At 69.3% G+C, this 17,050-nt stretch carries 19 protein-coding genes; 6 read left to right on the forward strand and 13 right to left on the reverse strand.

Going from position 1 to position 17,050, the window contains the following annotated elements:
* Positions 1 to 20: 20 nt before the first annotated feature.
* Entirely contained in the window at positions 21 to 1,211 is a 1,191-nt protein-coding gene (locus tag JOF29_RS23200; protein ID WP_209699957.1) for an MFS transporter, read from the reverse strand.
* A 97-nt stretch (positions 1,212 to 1,308) separates the two neighbouring features.
* Here JOF29_RS23200 and JOF29_RS23205 point away from each other — a divergent pair, with 97 nt between their 5' ends.
* A complete protein-coding gene (locus JOF29_RS23205; RefSeq protein ID WP_209696588.1) occupies positions 1,309 to 2,184 on the forward strand; it encodes a hypothetical protein in 876 nt (291 codons plus the stop codon).
* Here JOF29_RS23205 and JOF29_RS23210 read toward each other — a convergent pair.
* The 3 genes from JOF29_RS23210 to JOF29_RS23220 form a co-directional block, all read right to left on the reverse strand.
* Positions 2,171 to 2,572, reverse strand: coding sequence for a GNAT family N-acetyltransferase (locus tag JOF29_RS23210; protein ID WP_209696589.1), 402 nt, complete (start codon positions 2,570 to 2,572; stop codon positions 2,171 to 2,173). The two genes, JOF29_RS23205 and JOF29_RS23210, sit on opposite strands and share 14 nt — an antisense overlap.
* Before the next feature lie 24 nt (positions 2,573 to 2,596).
* A complete protein-coding gene (locus tag JOF29_RS23215) occupies positions 2,597 to 2,953 on the reverse strand; it encodes a helix-turn-helix domain-containing protein (protein ID WP_209696590.1) in 357 nt (118 codons plus the stop codon).
* Between the two features lie 158 nt (positions 2,954 to 3,111).
* Positions 3,112 to 4,272 carry a trans-sulfuration enzyme family protein gene (locus tag JOF29_RS23220; RefSeq protein ID WP_209696591.1) on the reverse strand — a complete coding sequence of 387 codons (1,161 nt, stop codon included), beginning with the start codon at positions 4,270 to 4,272 and terminating at the stop codon, positions 3,112 to 3,114.
* Positions 4,273 to 4,409: 137 nt separating this feature from the next.
* Between JOF29_RS23220 and JOF29_RS23225 the strand changes: the two genes are divergently transcribed.
* Complete coding sequence (locus JOF29_RS23225; protein ID WP_209696592.1) at positions 4,410 to 4,916, forward strand: Lrp/AsnC family transcriptional regulator; 507 nt, start codon at positions 4,410 to 4,412, stop codon at positions 4,914 to 4,916.
* A gap of 79 nt (positions 4,917 to 4,995) precedes the next feature.
* On the opposite strand, the gene JOF29_RS23230 is transcribed toward JOF29_RS23225, so the two are convergent.
* From JOF29_RS23230 to JOF29_RS23240, 3 genes are all read right to left on the reverse strand, one after another.
* Complete coding sequence (locus tag JOF29_RS23230; RefSeq protein WP_307863628.1) at positions 4,996 to 6,015, reverse strand: LLM class flavin-dependent oxidoreductase; 1,020 nt, start codon at positions 6,013 to 6,015, stop codon at positions 4,996 to 4,998.
* Positions 6,016 to 6,188: 173 nt separating this feature from the next.
* Positions 6,189 to 6,713: an NADPH-dependent FMN reductase gene (locus tag JOF29_RS23235; RefSeq protein WP_209696593.1), complete on the reverse strand. Its 525-nt coding sequence runs from the start codon at positions 6,711 to 6,713 to the stop codon at positions 6,189 to 6,191.
* Between the two features lie 44 nt (positions 6,714 to 6,757).
* Entirely contained in the window at positions 6,758 to 7,858 is a 1,101-nt protein-coding gene (locus JOF29_RS23240; protein WP_209696594.1) for a M4 family metallopeptidase, read from the reverse strand.
* Positions 7,859 to 7,974: 116 nt separating this feature from the next.
* Here JOF29_RS23240 and JOF29_RS23245 point away from each other — a divergent pair, with 116 nt between their 5' ends.
* Entirely contained in the window at positions 7,975 to 10,215 is a 2,241-nt protein-coding gene (locus JOF29_RS23245; protein WP_209696595.1) for a HelD family protein, read from the forward strand.
* On the opposite strand, the gene JOF29_RS23250 is transcribed toward JOF29_RS23245, so the two are convergent.
* On the reverse strand, positions 10,209 to 10,781 hold the full coding sequence (locus JOF29_RS23250; RefSeq protein WP_209696596.1) for a hypothetical protein: 573 nt from the start codon (positions 10,779 to 10,781) through the stop codon (positions 10,209 to 10,211). The two genes, JOF29_RS23245 and JOF29_RS23250, sit on opposite strands and share 7 nt — an antisense overlap.
* A gap of 12 nt (positions 10,782 to 10,793) precedes the next feature.
* Positions 10,794 to 12,548, reverse strand: coding sequence for a PHP domain-containing protein (locus JOF29_RS23255; protein ID WP_209696597.1), 1,755 nt, complete (start codon positions 12,546 to 12,548; stop codon positions 10,794 to 10,796).
* Positions 12,549 to 12,694: 146 nt separating this feature from the next.
* On the opposite strand from JOF29_RS23255, the gene JOF29_RS23260 reads away from it, so the two are divergent.
* Positions 12,695 to 13,051, forward strand: coding sequence for a VOC family protein (locus JOF29_RS23260; RefSeq protein WP_372446343.1), 357 nt, complete (start codon positions 12,695 to 12,697; stop codon positions 13,049 to 13,051).
* A gap of 222 nt (positions 13,052 to 13,273) precedes the next feature.
* Here JOF29_RS23260 and JOF29_RS23265 read toward each other — a convergent pair whose 3' ends face one another.
* Positions 13,274 to 13,504 (reverse strand): hypothetical protein, encoded by a 231-nt coding sequence (locus tag JOF29_RS23265; protein WP_141856379.1) that lies wholly within the window; start codon positions 13,502 to 13,504, stop codon positions 13,274 to 13,276.
* A gap of 385 nt (positions 13,505 to 13,889) precedes the next feature.
* On the opposite strand from JOF29_RS23265, the gene JOF29_RS23270 reads away from it, so the two are divergent.
* Together JOF29_RS23270 and JOF29_RS23275 are read left to right on the forward strand one after the other, a co-directional pair.
* Entirely contained in the window at positions 13,890 to 14,450 is a 561-nt protein-coding gene (locus JOF29_RS23270; RefSeq protein ID WP_245359385.1) for a winged helix DNA-binding protein, read from the forward strand.
* A 60-nt stretch (positions 14,451 to 14,510) separates the two neighbouring features.
* On the forward strand, positions 14,511 to 14,885 hold the full coding sequence (locus JOF29_RS23275; RefSeq protein WP_209696599.1) for a VOC family protein: 375 nt from the start codon (positions 14,511 to 14,513) through the stop codon (positions 14,883 to 14,885).
* A gap of 9 nt (positions 14,886 to 14,894) precedes the next feature.
* Here the strand turns inward: JOF29_RS23275 and JOF29_RS23280 are convergent, their stop codons facing one another.
* The 3 genes from JOF29_RS23280 to JOF29_RS23290 form a co-directional block, all read right to left on the reverse strand.
* A complete protein-coding gene (locus JOF29_RS23280) occupies positions 14,895 to 15,407 on the reverse strand; it encodes a GNAT family N-acetyltransferase (RefSeq protein WP_209696600.1) in 513 nt (170 codons plus the stop codon).
* A gap of 114 nt (positions 15,408 to 15,521) precedes the next feature.
* Entirely contained in the window at positions 15,522 to 16,289 is a 768-nt protein-coding gene (locus JOF29_RS23285; protein WP_209696601.1) for an SDR family NAD(P)-dependent oxidoreductase, read from the reverse strand.
* A gap of 50 nt (positions 16,290 to 16,339) precedes the next feature.
* On the reverse strand, positions 16,340 to 17,050 hold the full coding sequence (locus JOF29_RS23290; RefSeq protein ID WP_209696602.1) for a VOC family protein: 711 nt from the start codon (positions 17,048 to 17,050) through the stop codon (positions 16,340 to 16,342).

Below are 17,050 nucleotides of genomic sequence, written 5' to 3' on the forward strand. Positions count from 1 at the left end.
TCGATGCTCATGCTGTGAGGCTAGGTGTCGATTGCTTCGGCACCCGACGAACTACGCGGCGCCGCCAGCGCGAGCGGTACGACGAACGCGGTCAGCAGGACCGGCACCGTCAACGCCGCGATCAGGACCGAGATCGGGAACCAGATCGACCCGAGCGCGAAGCCGCCGTACACGGCGATCGCCGACACCTCGGCGAACAGACCGGACACGGACGTCACGGTCGCCCGCGCCGGACCGCTGATCGCGTCCTGCAGCCGCGCCTCGGACACCACGATCACCAGTTGCAGTACGCCGTACCCGATCGCGATCGGCAGGAAGCCCCACAGGGAGCGCCCGAGCGCGCCAGTCCCGATCAGTACCGCGGTCGCCACCAGCCCGATCGTGAACGTTGCTACTGGCAACTTGTACGCCGGTCCCGCGAGCGCACCGCCGATCGCCTGCGCGGCAACGGTTCCCGCGATCAGCAACGGGATCGCCCCGTTCGCCGCGCCGGTCTCGCGGGCGAACAACGGGAAGTACTCGTCGAACGCCAGGAACCCGCCTAGCAGCGCGACCAGCAGCACAGCCCGTCGTACGACGCGACTGGTCAGTACTTCGGATACACCCGTCCGCAGCATGTGGAAGTAGTTCGTGAAGGCGGCCTGCGTGGACTCGCGGGCGTTGTCGACCGGGCGGGCTTCGGGCAACGACCAGGCGACCGCGGCCTCGACCAGACAGCTCAGCACACTCACCACTCCGGCGAGAACGTAGCCGCCGAGGTCGAACAGTGGCGCGGCGAGGAGCGTCGCCGCCAGGTTCGCCACGAAGGCGGCGGAGCGGGCACGGCCCAGCAGGGTCGGGTAGTACTCGGCACGGCCTCGCGCGGTGAGTTCGTCGTACACGAAGGCTTCGTACGTACCGGAGATCAGCGCCGACGACGCGCCCCACAGCACGAATCCCGCCGCGAAACCGGCGAACGAGGGCAGCGCGATCCAGACGGCGTACCCGAGCCCGCTGATCAAGGCGCCGAGGATCAGCAGCTTGCGTCGCGAGTACGTGTCCGCCCAGGCGCCCGACGGGATCTCGAGCACGAATCCGGTCGCGGACCAGATCACGAACAGCAGCGAGATCTGGGCAGGCGACAGCCCGTGGTCCTTGAAGAGCAGCTGGTACAGCGGGTAGAGCGGGATGAAGTCGTGCAGCGCGTTGACCGCGACGATGCGGGCCGACAGCGCTCGGTCAGAAGGTCAACGATGCGGAGGGCTCATGTCGTCGACGATACCGGTAAATGACGCGCGGCACCCGGGGAACATCCGTCAGAGTAGAGCGATGGGAGACGTCAGCGGACGGTTCTGGGCGAAATTGCCGGACGGCAGCCGGGACGCCTTGGTGAGCGGGTTGAGTCAGTCCGAGCTGCAGTCCGTCCTGCTCGACGTGACCCGCGAGCGGGCCGCCAACGTGAAGCCGGCGCGGCTGCTGCAACGCTGGAAGCAGGACCGGTTCGTCTGGCCGTCGACGGCCGACCCGCGGCAGCTGGTGAAGACGCAGCAGCGGCTGTGGGAGCTGCTGCCGGAGAAGTTCGCCGGCGTACAGCTGTCGCCGCTCGCGCCGCTCGGGACGTGCTCCGCGGTCGCGACGATCAACCAGCACCAGATCGTCAGCACGATCCGCGGTACCGAGGTGGCGAGCGATCCGACCAACGAGCTGGCGATCGAGGCCGCCGTACGTCGGCGCGCCGGGGAGGAGCGGGTGCATCTGGCCGCCTGCCAGCGGGTGGTTCGCGCGCAACCGTTCGACACGCCGGGGTTCGCGGCGCACTTCGAGCTGTTCGTGCTGGTGTCGAGCGCGCGGGACACCGGGTCGTTCCGGACCGAGGCGGAGATGCTGATCGACCACCTGGACTTCTGGCACGCCGTACTGGGTGAGAAGGCCGAGCTGCGCTTCACCGCGTTCAAGGAGTCCGGGCTGCGGGACCGGATCGACGACACGGTCCGTCCGGCGCTCGGGGTGCCGTTCACCGAGGACGCCGAGCGGACGAAGAGCGCGAACTACTACGCCGGTACCGCGCTCGGGATCGGCGTCGCCGGCAACGAGATCGGCGACGGCGGGTTCACCACCTGGACCGCGGACCTCCTCGGCGACGCTAAGGAGCGCTGTCTGACGTCGTGCGTGTCGACCGAATTCCTGACCGCTATCGAAGCTTGAGCAGGCCGGCGTCGGTCGGGCGAAAGCCGCAGGCGTCGAGGTAGAACGCGGTCAAGTGCGGCTCGAAGTCCACGTGCAACCACTCGCAGCCGGCGTTGCGCGCCTCCTCGGCCGCGGACAGCACGAGCTGCTTGCCGATGCCACGCCGGCCGTGGTCCGGGTGTACGGCGGTGTCCAGCACGAACGCGTGGGCCCCGCCGTCCCAGCACACCTGCACAAACCCAACCAGCTGATCGTCGCTGAAGGCACCCACCCAGCTCAGCGCCCACCGATCCAGCCGCTCGCCCCAGGGCTGAACGTCAAGCCCACCGTCGAAAGCGGCCGCATGCAGGGCGGACAACTCCTGGTCGTCGACTGTGAACCGTACGACGTACTTCGTGTGAGTCACCCGGTCAGGCTAGATACATCGGTTCTACGCGACGAGGGTGTAGGCCGTCGGGATCGACGAGTAGGTACGGGGGCCGGATGGGATTCGGTGGGTGGTGCGGTCCTCGACGCGGATGGCGGCGGTCTGGAGGTGGACGGGGAGCGTCGAGCGGACCGCGGTGGTCAGGTCGAACTGCACCTCGGCCAGCAGGTCGGTGAGCTCGAGCTCGAGGGCCCGGCAGATCGCCGCGAGGATCTCCGAGGACGGCTCCTTGCGGCCGCGCTCGATCTCGGACAGGTACGGCACCGACACCTGGGCCGACTCGGCGAGCTCACGCAAGGTGATGCCCCGCTCGCGCCGCAGCCGGCGGAAAACGCTTCCGATCACCTGGCGTAGCAACACGTCTGGCCCTCCTCGCCTCCGGATGTCCTGTACCGAGTGTGCCATCCCCGACAGTCCGCCCGCCCCAGATCTGCCCTGAGCAGACTTTCTGCTCTGCGCAAAATCAACTTTGAGAAGCCACCGACCACGCGCGGCGCGCGAAAGTGGTCGGTGCGTTCTCAAAGTTGCTCGGTGAGGGTGGCGAGTGCGGTGGCGAGGTCAGTGGTGAGGTCTTCGGGGTCCTCGAGGCCTAGGCTCAGGCGGAGGAGGCCGTCGCCCGGCTTGGCCTCCGGGGTGACCAGGCGGTGGGTCAGGGCCGCCGGGTGCTGGATGAGCGTGTCCACGCCGCCGAGCGACACCGCGTGCGTGATCAGCTTCAGCCGGCTCGCCACCCGGGACGCCGCCGTGTACCCGCCGCTGACCGTGAACGCGAGCACCGCACCGGGCCCCGACTGCTGCCGTCCGATCAGGCCGGACGGATCGTTCAGGCCCGGGTAGTAGACCCGCTCGACCGACGGCTGCGCGGACAGCCAGTCCGCGACCTTGATCGCGGTCGCTTGTTGCGCCCGGACTCGCACCGGCAGCGTCTGCAGTCCCCGATGCAGTTCGTACGCCGCCAGCGGGTGCAGCAGGCCACCGGTCACGGCGCGGATCTGCCGGAGCCGGCCAACCCACTCGACACCGGCCGCGACGACGCCACCCATCACGTCGCCGTGACCGCCGAGGTACTTCGTTGCCGAGTGCAGCACCAGGCTCGCCCCGTGCCGGGCCGGCTGCTGCAGCACCGGCGTCGCGAAGGTGTTGTCCACCAGCAGCGGTACGTCGCCGGCCGCGGTCACGACGTACCGGAGGTCGACGAGGTCCACCGTCGGGTTGGCCGGCGTCTCGACGATCACCAGGCCGGTGTCCGGGCGGATCGCGGCCGCGACCTCATCGGGTTGTGCATAGCTGACAGTTGTCCCCAGGAGACCTGTGGATAACAGGTGGTCGGTGCCGCCGTACAGCGGTCGTACGGCGACCACGTGCGGACGGCCCGCGGCCACGGTGGCGAGCAGGCAGGCGGTCAGCGCGGCCATGCCGGAGCCGAAGGCGACCGCGCCGTCGGTGTGCTCGAGCTCGGCCAGCGCGTCCTCGAAGCGGGCGACGTTCGGGTTCCACAGGCGCTGGTAGACGAGGCTTCCGCCGTCCGGGGCGCGGCCCTGCGTGAGTTCGTCGTACGACGCGCCGCCGGTGTCGACGTCGGGCAGCGGATAGGTCGTGGACAGGTCGATCGGCGGGACGTGGACGCCGCGCGCGGTCAGGTCGTCGCGGCCGGCGTGTACCGCCCGGGTGTCCAACATGAGAGCCTCCTCCGCCTGTGGATAACTGAGGTGACTGTGGAATCTTCTGCGGGACAGGCGCAATAGTTCCGAAGAAAATTCGTCCACAGGGTCGTCCACATGCTGTGGATTCTGTGGATGGCCCTACAGTAGGTGGCATGCCGAAGGATCGTCGGAGCCCGGGGCCGGCTCCGCGGCCGGTCCCGGACGGGCTCGACGACGTGGACCGGCAGCTGGTCCAGCTGCTCACGGCCGACGGCCGGATGCCGAACAACGCGCTCGCCGAGGCAGTCGGCCTCGCGCCGTCGACCTGCCTGACCCGGGTCCGCTCGTTACGCGAACGCGGGGTGATCCGTGGCTTCCACGCCGACGTGGATCTGGCCGCGCTCGGCCAGCCGCTCCAGGCGCTGATCGCGATCCGGATCGGCGCGCACTCCCGCGACGAGATCGACCGGTTCCGCACCAAGGTGCCCCGGCTGCCCGGGGTGCTCTCGCTGTTCCATGTCAGCGGCGCGAACGACTACCTGCTGCACGTGTCCGCGAGCACGCCCGACGCGCTCCGCGAGTTCGTCCTCAACCACCTGACCGCGGATCCCGCGGTCACGCACGCCGAAACGAGCCTGATCTTCGAGCACGTCCGGGCGACGCCGGACGTGCGGCACTGATCAACCTCGGGCACACCAGGCAGGTAAGGCTGGAGCGCACCGCCCGGCGGCCGGTTGGTGAGTGGCGCAGGTCCGCGAATCAGCGCGGCTTCAGGCCCCAGGCGTTGGCGAGCAGCTCGAACGAGTGCCGGCGTTCGGCCGGGTTGTGGATGTTCGTGGTGATGATGAGTTCGTCGGCGCCGGCGGTGTTGGCCCGGCGGCGCAGGTCGGCGGCGACCTGGTCCGGCGTACCGACTGAGACCAGACTCGCCCACTCCTCGACAGCGGCCTCTTCTGCGTCGGACCACGGGTAGGCCTCCGCCTCCTCCGGGGACGGAAGCGGGCCCGGACGGCCGGAGCGGAGCCGGAGCATGGAGAGCGCGTTCGCGCGGGCGAGCTGAGCGGCGCGCTCCTCGGTCTCGGCGACGATCGCGGCCAGCGCGAGGATCGCCTGCGGTTCGCCGTCGTGCTCGAAGCGCCGGTAGTTCGTCTTGTACGCCGAGATCACGCCGGCCGGGTCGAGCGTCCCGAAGTGCCCGGCGTACGCGAACCCGGTGCCGAGCGCGGCAGCCGCTTGACCGCCGTACGTGCTGGAGCCGAGGATCCAGATCGGCGGCAGCGGTACGTCGGACGGTTGCGCGGTGATCGGCTCGAACGGGTGTCCCGCGGGGAAGCCGTCGACGTACGCGCGGAGTTCGGCGTACTGCTCGGTGAAGTCGTCCGCGCCGAGCGCCTCCCGGCTGCGGCGCAATGCGAGCGCGGTGCGCTGGTCGGTGCCGGGGGCGCGGCCGAGGCCGAGGTCGATGCGGTCCGGGTAGAGGCCGCCGAGCACCCGGAACGTCTCGGCGACCTTCAGCGGGGAGTGGTTCGGCAGCATGATCCCGCCGGAGCCCACGCGGATCGTCGAGGTGGCCGCGGCGACCGCCGCGATCATCACCTCGGGCGTCGAGCTCGCCACGCTGGGGATGTTGTGATGCTCCGCGAGCCAGAACCGGTGATACCCCGCCGCCTCGGCGGTGCGGGCGAGCTCGAGCGTCTCGTGCAATGCCTCCGACGGCCGCGTGCCCGTCGGCACAGGGGAGAGGTCGAGCACGGACAGGGGCATCGCTTCGGCGCTCACGACTGAGTGTCAACGCGCGGGGGCCGGGAGGTATTCCGGATCTCCAGGCCATCACAATCGGCCGGTCGTGGGCCGGCTGAGCGTGGCGCGGTCGGGCGGGCCGCGATTGTGATGGCCTGGCGGTCCGGGGCACGGCGGTCGGGCAGGCCCGCGATGGTGATGGGCTGGCCGCGCTACCCGGGGTACGGCGTGCTCGCCCGGGCGTCGCGGAGCGAGCGCGCCCACCAGGCGAGCTGCCGGAGCAGCGCCGCGGCAGCGGTCGAGGTGGTCGGGTCGACCGGTTCGCCGTCCTCGAAGTCCTCCTCGCGGAAGCCGAGGCTGTCGCGGATCGTCACCGCGTGCAGCTCACCGAAGACCAGCCGCAGCTGCTCCGCCGCCCGCAGCCCGCCGGACCGCCCGCCGTACACCACGAACCCGACCGGCTTCGCGTACCAGGGCCGCCGTACCGCGTCGATCGCCGTCTTCACATCACCCGGGTACGCGTGGTTGTACTCCGCCGTGACGATCATCACCGCATCCGCGTCCTCGACCCGCCCCGGCAACTCCTCCAGCGGCGTCCGGCTGAGATCGATCAGCTCGAGCTTGAACTCGTCCGCCCGCTCGATCTCTCCCACAAACCACCCAGTCACCGCAGTCCCGAACCGCCCCGCCTCCACATTGCGCGTCAGCACGAGGAGCCGGAGCGGATGAACTGTCACCCGAAAGACGCTAATACCTCAACAAGCCTTGAGGTCAAACCGTCTCACTCGGCGGTTCCCCGGGCGCGGGCCGGCGGGGTGGTGGTGTGGAGGTTGGTTTGGGCGGCGTTCATGAGGGGAGTTCGGTCGTCGAGGACGCCTACGGTCTGCCAGGACTTGGTGACTGCGGCCAGCTGGGTGGAGGTGTCGCCGAAGAGGGTTCTGGTGGTGGCTTGGGTGGCTTCGGCGAAGTCCTTGAAGGTGGCGGCGGAGGCGAGATTGCCGCCGGTCAGGGTGCTGTACCAGATCTTGCCGGCGTCGTCGTACGCGTTGCCGCCGATCGCGGCGGCGACCAGGTAGAACGCGTGGTTCGGGATGCCGGAGTTGATGTGTACGCCGCCGTTGTCGTCCTGGGTGTCGACGTACCCGGACATCTCGGCGGGCTGCGGGTCCTTACCCAGGCGGGGATCGTCGTACGCCGTCCCGGGAGCCTTCATCGACCGCAGTGCGAGGCCTTGGACGCCGGGCAGGAACAGCCCCGCGCCGATCAGCCAGTCGGCGTCGGCCGCGCTCTGGTGGTTCGCGTACTGCTTCGCGAGCGAGCCGAACACGTCGGAGATGCTCTCGTTCAGCGCGCCGGACTGGCCCTGGTAGTCGAGGTTCGCGGTGTACTGCGTGACGCCGTGGGTCAGCTCGTGACCGGTGACGTCGATCGACGACGTGAAGTTGCCGAAGATCACGCCGTCCCCGTCGCCGAACACCATCTGCGAGCCGTCCCAGAACGCGTTCGCGTACCCGCGGTCGTAGTGCACGGTCGAGACCAGCAGCAGGCCGTTCCCGTCGATCGAGTCCCGCCCGAAGCACTCCTTGTACAGCGTCCAGGTCGCGCCGGTGCCGTCGTACGCCTGGTTGACCGGCTGGTCCTGGACAGGGTCCTGCCCCTCGGAGCGAACCAGTGTGCCGGGCAGGTCCGTGCCGTTCTGGGCGTCGTACACCTTGCGCTGCCGACCGCCCGTCGCAGTCGCGGTCTCACGGCCCGCCGCGGGCCGGGTTCGCAGTACGGCGTCGTGCTGCAAGGACTGCCGGATCCGGGCACGGACGCTGGGGTCACCCGCGGACCGCTCGAGTTGCTCGAGCAGGTACGGCGGGACGATCGAGTGAATCACGACTACAGGAAAACCCTGTCAGCGGATAAACTCAAGCATTTGTGGCTGCCGCGAAGCGAGTTTTGGAAATGCGGCCCGAAAACCATCGGCTCGCATTTTAACACAAGGGGTTGCAATTGCCGAATCCTGTCGAGTCTGAACAGGACCACCTGACAACGTTCTATGCCGCGCTCGACGCCGAGCGCGAGCGTACCGACGCACGCACCGACGACGAGGAACTGGTGCACACCAGCAACGCCCAGGCACTGCACCAGCGGGACGGGCGGATCCGGGACCTCAAGCTCCGCCAGGCCCGGCTGAACGCCGCCGAGGAGGGGCTGTACTTCGGTCGCCTGGACACGGCCGACGGCGAGGTGCTGCACCTCGGCCGGATCGGGCTGCACGACGACGAGTACGAACCGCTGCTCGTCGACTGGCGGGCTCCCGCGGCGCGGCCGTTCTACATCGCGACCGCGGTGGCGAACCACGGTGTCGTCCGCCGCCGGCACGTACAGACCCGGTTGCGCCGGGTGCTCGACGTCCAGGACGAGCAGCTCAACCTCGGCCGGGAGGCCGCCGACCCGTCGAAACCCGGGACCGGAGTGATCGGCGAAGCGGTGCTGATGAAGGCGCTGGAGGCCCGCCGGACCGGCCGGATGGAGTCGATTGTGCAGACGATCCAGGCCGACCAGGACCGGATCATCCGCTCCGAGCTGCCTGGAATCCTGGTCGTCCAGGGCGGTCCGGGGACCGGTAAGACGGCGATCGCCCTGCACCGTGCGGCATTTCTGCTGTACACGTACCGCGAGCAACTGGAAAAGCGTGGAATTCTCGTCGTCGGCCCGAATGCGGCGTTCCTGCGGTTCATCGGCCAGGTGCTGCCGTCACTCGGTGAGGACGGCGTCCGGCTGGTCACGATCGCCGAGCTGTACCCGGGGATCGACGCCACCCGCCCGGAGTCGGCGGAGAGCGCCGAGGTGAAGGGGCGGACGGTGCTGGCCGACGTGATAGCGCAGGCGGTCGCCGACCGGCAGTGGCTCCCGGACCGCCCGGTGCACGTGACCGTCGAGCGCACCGAGCTGACCCTCGACCCGGAGGTCGTTGGTGCCACCCACGCCAGGGTCCGGAACCGCAACCTCACCCACAATCAGGCGCGCCCGTTCGTCCTGAACGAGATCACCGACCACCTGACGAACCAGTACGCCGAGCTGATCGGCACCGACCCGCTCGACGGTGAGCAACTGCTCGACGAGTACGACCTGGCCGACCTGCGCAACGAGGTGCTCGCGGAGCCCGCAGTACAGGCCCTGCTCGAGCAACTCTGGCCGCTGCTCAGTCCACAGAAGCTTCTGGAGGAGCTGTACGGCGACGAGGACCGGCTGGCGGCCGCCGCGCCGCAGTTGTCCGCGCTGGATCGCGAGCACCTCCTGCGGTACGGCGCCGACTGGAGCCCGGCCGACGTACCACTGCTCGACGAGGCCGCGGAGCTGCTCGGCGACGACGGATCCGAGGCGGCGCGGGAGCGGGCCGCCCGGGCGCGCGCGATCGCTTATGCACAAGGGGCTCTGGACGTACTCTCCGGGTCCGGGTCGACGGACTTCGACGAGGACGACGAGGCCGAGATCCTGACCGCGAAGGACATCCTGGATGCCGAGGCGTTCGCCGAGCGGTACGAGGCCGACGACGACCGGACGCTGGCCGACCGGGCCGCCGCGGACCGCCGATGGACGTACGGGCATGTGATCGTCGACGAGGCGCAGGAGCTGTCGCCGATGGCGTGGCGGGCGATCGCCAGGCGCTGCCCACTGCGGTCGATGACGGTGGTCGGTGACGTGGCACAGACGAGTTCGGTCGGCGGCGGTACGTCGTGGTCGAGCGCGCTCGGCGAGACGTTCGGCGACCGGTGGCGGCTGGCCGAGCTGACGTTGAACTACCGCACCCCGGCCGAGGCGATGGAGCTGGCGAACGCCGTACTGCGCGCGGTCGACCCGTCCGCGAAGGCTCCGCGGTCGGTCCGGTCGACGGGCGTGCGGCCGTGGCAGCTCGACGTACCGGCGGCCGAGCAGGCGCTGTACGTCGACAAGATGGCGGCCGAGGAGACGGCGCACGGCGAGGTCGGGGTGATCACGTCCCGCCGCCGGCTCGAGCTGATCCAGGAGGCGGTCGACGGGCTGAGCGGCGTCACGGTCCTGACCGCCCGCGAGGCGAAGGGCCTCGAGTTCGACTCGGTGCTGGTCGTCGACCCGGACGGCATCGTGATCGAGTCACCCCGCGGCCTGCGCGACCTGTACGTCGCCCTCACCCGCTGCACCCAACGCCTCGGCGTCATCGGCGAACTCCCCGACGTACTGCAGGAATCAGCTGCCTGGGATCAGTGATCCGCGCAGCACTTCTGTTGGTGCTGGAGTTCGAAGGGGATCAGGACGTCGCCGGCGGCCGGCTGGACCTGGAGGACCAGCCGGCCGTCGCGACGGACCGGGCGGAGGAAGTCGAGGGTGTCGATCAAGGTGTCGTCCTCGACCGGCACGCCGCCGATGCCCTCCAGGTGATCGATGCCGCAGCGGGTCCGCAGCTCGGCCGCGGGCAGTACGCCGTGCGCCTGCTCGTGACCAGGCCAGCGCACCACGCGTCCGGTCGTACCGAGGGCCGCCTCGACCGCGGCCACGTACGCGCCGCGGACCAGCCGGCTCGGCCCGGCGAGCTCCGGCTCGGACGCGCCGGGCCGGGTGACCGCCAGCCCGACGTTGCGTTCGGCAACCATCGCGCGGATCGGGTCGGCGAGGTCGGCGGTGCTGGTCAACGAGACCGCGACGTGCGGCCGGTCGGCGCCCGACACCATGTGGGTGAGGGCGAGGACCGGCTGCTCGAGGCCGTCGATCAAGTCGTACAGCAGGTGGTCGGCCGCCGCCGTGTCCGCACTGTCGGCATCGATCGCGATGATCACAACGTTGTGTCCTTACTTGGGGAGCACCCAGATCGGGTTGGTGTAGAACCACAGGTCGACCCACGGGTCCGCGTCGCCGACCACGTCCAGCTTGGGCCCGGCCGGGTCCACCGCCGCGCCGCGGTACCCCGGCTGGCTGCGGTTCCCGTCGGTACCACGGACCCGGACGTACTGCGCCTCGTCGGCGCGGCCGAGCGGGTAGATCAGTTCGAAGGTGCCGCGCTTGCCCGAGGTGTCCCACTGCTTGACGACCTTGGTGTTCGGCGCGGTCATCGTGTCCTTGTCGGCGACCGGCCCGGTGACCGAGCCCTGGATCACGTCGACCCGGTTCAGCGCCGGGACGAAGTTCGACCAGTTCGGCATCGTCTGCGTGGTGATCCGGACGACCAGCTCGATCGCGCGGCCCTTCTTCACCAGCAGCGCGCCGCCGAGTGGTTCGCCGTACTTCTTGCCGACCTCGCGGACCTCGACCTCGACGCCCTTGACCAGTCCGCCGTGGTCGACCCAGACGCGGCCGTTGCGCAGGCCCTCCATCACCGCGAGGTAGTCGCGACGGTCGGCGCCGACGTGCGTACGGCTGTAGTAGCCCGGCCAGAAGTCACCGGCGGTGGTGTTGATCGCGTTGCCGTAGACCGGGTCCATGTACCGGCCGTCGCGGTCGAACTGCGCCTGGCTGGAGCCGTCGGGGCGGCGGGCGGTCTCGTTCCAGTTGACGTGCGAGTCGGAGTTCGCGGAGATCCACCACGGCTTGCCCTCGGCGAGCAGGCTGTCCCAGAGCCCGCCGACGGTCGCGGTCATCCAGTCGAAGCCGCCCCAGGTGCGGTAGCTCTCGGCCGGGTAGCCGGGGAACGAGTTCGCGTTCGGCGAGTTGCCGTAGTACCCGCGGGCGCTGCCGCCGCCGAGCGGGGTGGGCAGGCCGGCCGCCTGGTGCCCGGGTGCGCCCTCGAAGCCGACCGCGATCCGCGGGTCGGCGTCGCGCCAGTTGCGGATCTCGTGCGGGCTGTCGATACCGTTCCGGGCCGGGTGGTTGGCGAGGAACAGCGCGTCCGCGACCCGGCGCTTGTCGACCTGCTGGCCGAGCCACTGGATGCCGGACACCGCAAGCGCCTCGTTGGCGGGCGAGTTCGAGCTCGCGTTCTTCACGCTGCCGTCGTAGCTGTTCTCGAACTGCTTCAGTACGTCGACCTCACGGTTGCCCGGCGCGACGAAGACCGTGCCGTGCTCGGCGGCCGGGATGTTCCACTCCAGGCCCTGGAAGATCAGCGTGTCGCGCAGCTCGGCACGGGCCGCCTTGATCTGCGGGTTGACCAGGTCGACGCCGATCCGCGCGTGCGTCGCCCCGCCGTGGTCGGTGATCACCAGCCAGTCCAGGCCGTACGCCGTGGCGTGCCGGGCCTGGTCGATGACGCGGTACATGCCGTCCGAGCTGAGCTGGGTGTGGATGTGGTGGTCGCCGGCCAGCCAGACCTTGGGGTGGTTGCCCTGCTGGAACACCCACCCGTCCTTCGGCGCGGCCGCCGCCGCGAACTGCGCACCGGTCACCGCGAGCGCCGCAGTACCACCGAGAATGCCGGCCGATCGCAGCAGTCCGCGACGGGTCACCTCGGTCGGGGACAGGTCGCTGTCCGGCACGGAGGTGTCCAGCGCGGCCAGGGTCGCCTGGTCCAGCTCGGTGTTCGGGTGGTGGTGGTCGTGCCCATGGCCGTGGTCGTGGCTGTGGCCGTGATCGTGGTCATGACTGTGCGGGTGGTCGTGCGAGTGCCCCATCGGGTTTCCTCTCATGGCGGAATCGGCGGGATCATCGCCGTTTTCCATGACCACGAGATGTGCGCCGGGTGAACCGAGCGGGTCATGTCGAGAGTTGGGCGGCCGCTCCGACGTACCGAGGGTCAGCGCCAACGGAAGGAATGAGCGTGATTCTGAACAGCATGTTGCTCGGGAGCGTGGACCCCGAGCGGTTGCAGGCGTGGTACCGGGACGGGTTCCGGGCGGAGGTCGACGGGTACGGGAACCTGGACCTCGGCGGCTTCGGGCTGGTGATCGAGCAGCGCGACGATGTCGCGGCCAAGAACCCGGAGCCCGGGCGGCACATCGTGAACTTCGCGGTCGACGACATCGAGGCGGCGGCCGCGCACCTGCGGACCCTGGACGTCGAGTGGCTGGTGCACCCGGAGGACCGCGGGCTCGGCTGGTTCGCGACCGTGATCGACCCGGACGGGAATTACGTCCAGCTGATCCAGCTGAAACCCGAGTACTACATGAAGAAATGAAAAACATTCGCACCGGACCTGGGGGATCCGGTGCGAACGGGATTTGCTGTCAGGCGCATTTCACAGGGGAGAAAAAGGGCGGCAGGCGAGGGGCAGAACGCCCACACTTGCCTGCCGCCCGATACCGGCCCTTTGGTGGTCGAGGTGAGGCGCTCGACCTGGCGTCGTTCCGAGTGGGTTGTCTGGTGAGATACGGAACGCGAAAGGTACCGGAGACTCTTCTCAGCGGGGCGCTACGTCCCACATGCGCTCGCCGGGCAGGGGGTCGGGGAGCTTGTCGATCATCGGCATCGGGTCGTTCGTGACCCGAAGACCAGCGAACCGGCGGCTCATGGCGTCTGCATAACGCTCGGCCAATGCCGGCTCGGCGTTGTAGTCGGCGATGACGTGCTCACCGAACCAGACACGCACGCGTCGGCGCTGAACGGTCTGGGTGGCGGTGGCGGTTGTCACTGGTCCTCCTGGCTGTTACTTCGAGGGGTGGTCGGCCTGGAAAACGCGGGCGAGCGCGGTGCCGGTGCGCCGTGTTGTGTTCACCGTCACGTCACTTCCAACGGAGTACGGAGAGCCGAGGTCACGCTCGATTCCGGAAATTCTGGGCAATCGCCAAAACTTTTTCGGACCGCTCAGGACCCCATTGTTTCGTGCATATGTTCGATTACTGGAGCACCTCCGCGAACAGGCATCTCGCCACGGCAACGTCATGAGATTCACAGTGTTTCCTCAGGAAAGACACGCCGAAGCTGTCGGAACCGCTCCGTACGCTGGAGGCGTGACCATCGAAGACGCTGGTATCAGGCCGCTGACGAACAGATCCGGAGCTGTCGAGGAGCCCGTCGTGGCAAACACTCTCGTCGTCCCCGAACGGGTGATCGGCGGCGTCGTACCGTCTCCCGTCCAGCCAGGTCCGGCGGGCATCGCGGCCGTCCAGACGGAGCATCTGATCAGTGACGTCGGCGACGCACTGCGGCTGCTGGACGCGGTCGAACGCGTCCGCGGGCATGCGCATCCGTTGATCATCGGCCTGCAGGAGGCGGTCGGGATCAAGATGCCGGCCGCGATGGTGCTGAGCGCGATCGCGAACGGCCGGACGACCGCACACCAGGTCGCCAAGCAGGTCGGCATCACGCCGGGCGAGGCAGAGCTGGCGATCGCCGACCTGGAAGCCCTCGGCATGGTCCGGACCACCCCGACGCTGACCGTCACCGGCATGGGCCAGGCCCGGCTGTCGCAGCTCGACGGCCTCACCGTCCGCGTCCTCGACGTCATCACCGGCATCCTCGGCCCGACCGACGCCGCGCACCTGGTCCGCCTCCTGCACACGGTCGCCGACGGCCTCGAGTCCGCCTCGGTCGCCGCCGCCGTGAATCCGTCGCATCAGGTGGTTTCGCACAACTAGTGTCGAGAACGTGTTGGTGGTATCGACGTAGCTGGTGTCGAGTGACTAGGAGGACATCAGATGCTTCACGACAGCAAGGCGTTCAGTGGGTTCTCGGTGGACGACGTGCCGCGGGCCAAGGAGTTCTACGCGAAGACGTTGGGTCTCGACGTCGGTGACGAGCACGGGACGCTGCAGCTGCGCACCGCAGGCGGCAACACCGTGTTCGTGTACCCGAAGGACAACCACGTGCCGGCGGAGTACACCGTGCTCAACTTCCCGGTCGACGACATCGAGGCGACGGCACGGGCGCTGGCCGAGTCGGGTGTCACGTTCGAGAAGTACAACGACGACCAGGACGAGCTCGGGATCTACCGCGGCCAGGGACCGCTGATCGCCTGGTTCAAGGACCCGGCGGGCAACGCCCTGTCGATCATCCAGACCGACAGCGCCTGACCAGCCGGGCTACGCCTTGGTGGTCCGGAAGCGCAGCGTCGGGTACGCCGACTCGATGAAGCCGAGGCCCCGGTAGAGGTCGACGCCTTCGTCGGTTGCGTGCAGCTCGATCTGGCCGACGGCGGTCTCGTCCCGGAACCAGTCCACCAGCGCCACCACGCACGCCTTGGCCAGACCGCGGCGCCGGAAGTCCGGGTGTGTGCTGACGTTGTAGAGGTGCCCGCGAACGGTCGACGAGTCGCGCGGACCCGGCGGATGCGCGTACACGTTGCCGGCGGCACCGGCGACGACGCCGGCGCTCGGGTCCTCGACGACGTACGCCGCGAACGTGTCCGGCGACGCCAGCTGCCCGGCGAACCACTCGCGCGCACCGGCCCGCCACGGTGCGTCCGGCCCGCCGACGTCGTTGCCCATCGCGGCGAGCATCAGCGCGCGTAACTGGACCAGCGACTCCGCATCGTCCGCCCCGGCCCGCCGTACCAGCGTCTGTCGTATCTGGCTGTCGGTCACTTCGTCGATCATGCCAACTTTTTGCCGAGTCAGTGAATCGAAGGGTTACGGCCCCGACCAGAGCCCCACGTCGACGGACGGCAGCGACCTGACCTCGGCCTGCGCGTACAACCCTGGTGCGACCGGCTAGGCGTACCGGATGCCCAGGCCGCCGTCGACCGCCCAGTTCGCGCCGGTGACGAAGGCGGCGGCCTCGGAGGCGAGGAAGCAGACCACCTCGGCGACGTTCTCCGGGGTGCCGATCCGGCCGAGCGGGTGCACGCCGAGGGCCTTCTCGCGTTCGCCGGGGATGGTGTCGAAGAACTCCTCGAGCAGGTCGGTGGCGATGTAGCCGGGGCTGACCGCGTTCACCCGGATGTCGTACTGCGCGACGTCGAGCGCGAGCGAGCGGGTCATCCCGACCAGGCCGGACTTCGCGGCGGCGTACGGGAACATGCCGGCCTGGGTGAGCTTCGAGTGGATCGAGGCGATGTTCACGATCGAGCCGCGCTTGGCGTCGATCATCGGCTGCAGCACCTGGCGGGACATCAGGAAGGCGCCCTTCAGGTCGACGTCGAACACGTCGTCCCATTCGGACACCGACATCCGGGCCGGGTCGGCGTACGAGTTCTTACCGGCGTTGTTGACCAGCACGGTGACCGGGCCGCCGAGGTCGTCGATGAGCTTGCCGACCGCCTGCCGGACCGACACCTCGTCGGTGATGTCGCCGACCGCCGCGGCCACCTTCGCGCCGGTCTCGGCGAGCTCCGCGGTGGTCGCGGTCAGCTCGTCCGCGAGGATGTCGACGAGCCCGACCGCCGCCCCCTCCGCGGCGGCCTTCACCGCGACCGCCCGGCCGATCCCGCGCGCGGCCCCCGTCACCAGCACAACCTCGTTCGCCAACCGACCAGTCACAACGTCTCCCTCAACCTAGGCGTCGGGTACGACCCTAGTCGGGGCGGGAATCAGGCCGGTCGGGTGATCAGGATGCAGAACTCGTTGCCGTCCGGGTCGGCGAGCGGGATCGCGGCGGCGCCCTCCTGGCCGCTCTCCAGGCGGGTCGCACCGAGCGCCACCAGCCGCTCGACCTCGGCATCGACGTCGCCGTCCGCGACCAGGTCCAGGTGCAGCCGGTTCTTCGGGGGCTTCGGGTTCACCGGCGGGCCGCCCCAGGTGATCTTCGGTCCGCCGGACGGCGCCTGGATCGCGGTCTCCTCGTCCTGGTCCCAGACCAGCGGCCAGTCCAGCGCCTTGCTCCAGAAGTACCCGACCGCCTGCGAGCCGTCCGACGACAGCGCGCCGATGAACGCGGTGTCCTTGAGGAAGTTGTTCCCGGCCCCGATCACGCAGAACTCGTTGCCCTCCGGGTCCGCGAGTACGACGTGACCCTCCTCGGGCTTCTGGCCGATGTCGATGTGCCGGCCTCCGAGCTCGAGCGCCCGGGCGACGGTCTCCTGCTGCTGCTCCGGCGTCTGGCTGGTCAGGTCGAAGTGGATCTGGTTCGGCCGGTCCTTCGCGACGTCGCTCGGCAGGAACCGCAGCCGGAACCCGGTGTTGTCCTTCGGCACCAACTCGTTCCCCTCAGCCGGCTCGAACCGGAGTACGCCGGCCCAGAACCGCGCGAGCCCGGCCGGATCGTTTGCGTCGTACGACAGCGCGTAGAGAGAGGTGCTCAT

The organism is Kribbella aluminosa, assembly GCF_017876295.1.
In the GTDB taxonomy this organism is placed as follows: Bacteria; Actinomycetota; Actinomycetes; order Propionibacteriales; family Kribbellaceae; genus Kribbella; species Kribbella aluminosa.

What these genes read in the sequence shown, in the direction of transcription:
- JOF29_RS23255 (WP_209696597.1), bottom strand. Translation starts at nt 12,548, where the DNA reads ATGGGGCACTCGCACGACCACCCGCACAGTCATGACCACGATCACGGC.
- JOF29_RS23290 (WP_209696602.1), bottom strand. Translation starts at nt 17,050, where the DNA reads ATGAGCACCTCTCTCTACGCGCTGTCGTACGACGCAAACGATCCGGCC.
- JOF29_RS23280 (WP_209696600.1), bottom strand. Translation starts at nt 15,407, where the DNA reads ATGATCGACGAAGTGACCGACAGCCAGATACGACAGACGCTGGTACGG.
- JOF29_RS23205 (WP_209696588.1), top strand. Translation starts at nt 1,309, where the DNA reads ATGGGAGACGTCAGCGGACGGTTCTGGGCGAAATTGCCGGACGGCAGC.
- JOF29_RS23220 (WP_209696591.1), bottom strand. Translation starts at nt 4,272, where the DNA reads ATGTTGGACACCCGGGCGGTACACGCCGGCCGCGACGACCTGACCGCG.
- JOF29_RS23225 (WP_209696592.1), top strand. Translation starts at nt 4,410, where the DNA reads ATGCCGAAGGATCGTCGGAGCCCGGGGCCGGCTCCGCGGCCGGTCCCG.
- JOF29_RS23275 (WP_209696599.1), top strand. Translation starts at nt 14,511, where the DNA reads ATGCTTCACGACAGCAAGGCGTTCAGTGGGTTCTCGGTGGACGACGTG.